General features: G+C 66.4%; 3 protein-coding genes. 2 read left to right on the forward strand and 1 reads right to left on the reverse strand.

What is annotated here, in order from left to right; genetic code table 11:
* A partial coding sequence (locus ELR45_RS35210) for an ABC transporter substrate-binding protein (protein WP_165367769.1) occupies positions 1-740 on the reverse strand: 740 nt, incomplete at its 3' end.
* A gap of 167 nt (positions 741-907) precedes the next feature.
* On the opposite strand from ELR45_RS35210, the gene ELR45_RS14345 reads away from it, so the two are divergent.
* Both ELR45_RS14345 and purS read left to right on the forward strand, forming a co-directional pair.
* The gene (locus tag ELR45_RS14345) at positions 908-1,783 is read left to right on the forward strand and encodes a phosphoribosylaminoimidazolesuccinocarboxamide synthase (RefSeq protein WP_129667007.1); all 876 of its coding nucleotides are present in this window, start codon (positions 908-910) and stop codon (positions 1,781-1,783) included.
* Between the two features lie 111 nt (positions 1,784-1,894).
* Positions 1,895-2,140: a phosphoribosylformylglycinamidine synthase subunit PurS gene (gene purS, locus ELR45_RS14350; RefSeq protein ID WP_129667008.1), complete on the forward strand. Its 246-nt coding sequence runs from the start codon at positions 1,895-1,897 to the stop codon at positions 2,138-2,140.
* The last annotated feature ends 82 nt before the right edge of the window (positions 2,141-2,222 follow it).

Below are 2,222 nucleotides of genomic sequence, written 5' to 3' on the forward strand. Positions count from 1 at the left end.
GGAAGCTGGCCCACGATCACGCCGTTCTCGATCTCCACAGAGGTCATGTAGAACGCGGTGGGCAGGTCTACCGCGAGCGCGTCGATCTGCCCGTTGTCGAGCGCCTGTTTGGCGTCGTCGTTGCTGTTGTAGACCTGTGGATCGGAATTGGGGTCGACGGCTTCTTCGATAGCGTGCAGGCTGGTCGTGCCGACCTGCGCTCCCAGCTGGAGGTCGCGCAGATCCTCCACGCTGGTCGCCTCGGCTCCGGCGGTGCCCTCGACGGCGATGATCGTCTGGCCGACGTCGTAGTACGACGACGAGAAGTCCACCGCGGTCTTGCGCTCTTCGGTGATGGAGAACTGGTTGATGTCGAAGTCGAAGTCCTTCGGGCCGGGCTGGACCGCGGCGTTGAAGTCGACCCGGGTCCAGCTGACCTCGTCGTCGGAGAAGCCGAGCTGTTCGGCGACGGCGTAGGCTACCGCGCCTTCGAACCCCTCACCGCTCTCCGGCGTGTTGTCGATGATCCAGGGTTCGTACGACGGCTCGCCGGTCGCGATGGTCAACGCGCCCGGCTCCAAGGTCTCCAGGCTCTCGGGTGTGCACTGCTCGCCGCCGGCGGCCCCGTCTCCCGCTGCGGCTTCCCCGGCGTCCGTGTCGTCGTCGGTAGTGGTCGTGTCGTCGTCGGATCCGCACGCGGCCGTCAGGAGGACAGCAGCGACGGGGATACCGACGAGCACGAGTCTCGGAAGGTTCGGCATAGGCCCGATCGTACCGGCCTGTCCACATTGTGGTCGCCTTGCGTCCATATTGCGACAATCACGGAGGCAGGGGCATAGCGACCGCCGAATGCCTGAGTCCACGTGTGACACGCGGCGACGGTACCGATGCCGGAACGTTGACGATGACGGCGGGATAGGCTGCGGGGGTGAGCGCTCCATCGTTGCCGGGGTACCGGCACATCTACTCGGGCAAGGTCCGCGACCTGTATCAGCCGGATGAGAGAGACGACCGGCTGCTGCTCGTCGCCAGCGACCGCATCTCCGCCTTCGACCATGTCCTGCGCACGCCGATCCCGGATAAGGGCCGCGTCCTGACAGCGATGTCGCAGTGGTGGTTCGAGCAGCTGACCGACCTGGTGCCGAACCACGTCGTCTCGACGGATGTGCCCGCGGCCGTCGCCGGGCAAGCAGTGCTCGTCGAACGGCTCGACATGGTGATGGTCGAGTGCGTGGCTCGTGGCTACCTGACCGGGTCAGGGCTGGCGGAGTACCGGCAAGCCGGTTCGGTGTGCGGAATCCCGCTCCCGGACGGACTCGTGGACGGCTCGCGCCTGCCCGAGCCGATTTTCACCCCCACGACGAAAGCGCCGATGGGTGAGCACGACGAGAGCGTCGACTTCGGCTACGTGGAGAAGGCCGTCGGCCCGGAGCTCGCGGCGACGCTGCGCCGCCTGACGCTGGAGGTCTATGCGCGCGGCGAGTCGATCGCTCGTGAGCGGGGCATCGTTCTCGCGGACACGAAGGTCGAGTTCGGCATGCGCCCGGACGGCACGGTCGTGCTCGCCGACGAGGTGCTCACCCCTGACTCATCACGGTTCTGGCCGCTGTCCGAATGGGAGCCGGGCCGCGCACAGCATTCGTTCGACAAGCAGTTCGTCCGGGACTGGCTCACCTCGCCCGCCTCCGGTTGGGACCGCTCCGGCGACGAGCCGCCACCCCCGCTGCCGGACGAGGTCGTCGAGCGCACGCGGGCCCGCTACATCGACGCGTACGAACGGCTGACCGGCCTCACATTCCCATGATCATCAACTGTCGGTCCGCGTATCACCGGCTGATGCGTTGATGATCATGGGAAAGCGGCGGGTATTCTTGTCCGTGCCCAACTTCTCCAGTCATGCAAGGAGCGTCTGACCGTGGCCCGTGTGGTCGTCGACGTCATGTTGAAACCCGAGATCCTCGACCCCCAGGGCAAGGCCGTGCACGGTGCGCTCGACCGTCTGGGGTTTGAAGGCGTGGCCTCGGTCCGTCAAGGCAAGCGTTTCGAGATCGAGCTCGACGGAATGGCGACGCCCGAGAAGGTCGCCGAGATCGAACGGGCCGCCTCGACGTTGCTCTCCAATCCCGTGATCGAGGACTTCACATTGCGAGTCGAGCCGTGACCATTGGACTTGGAACGGCGAGGCGATCGAGCAAGCGGAGTGGCCGGGGTGAGGGACGAGCGTCGTCCGCGGAGCGCGTGAG

Source organism: Phytoactinopolyspora endophytica (assembly GCF_004138495.1).
GTDB classification, from domain to species: Bacteria; Actinomycetota; Actinomycetes; order Jiangellales; family Jiangellaceae; genus Phytoactinopolyspora; species Phytoactinopolyspora endophytica.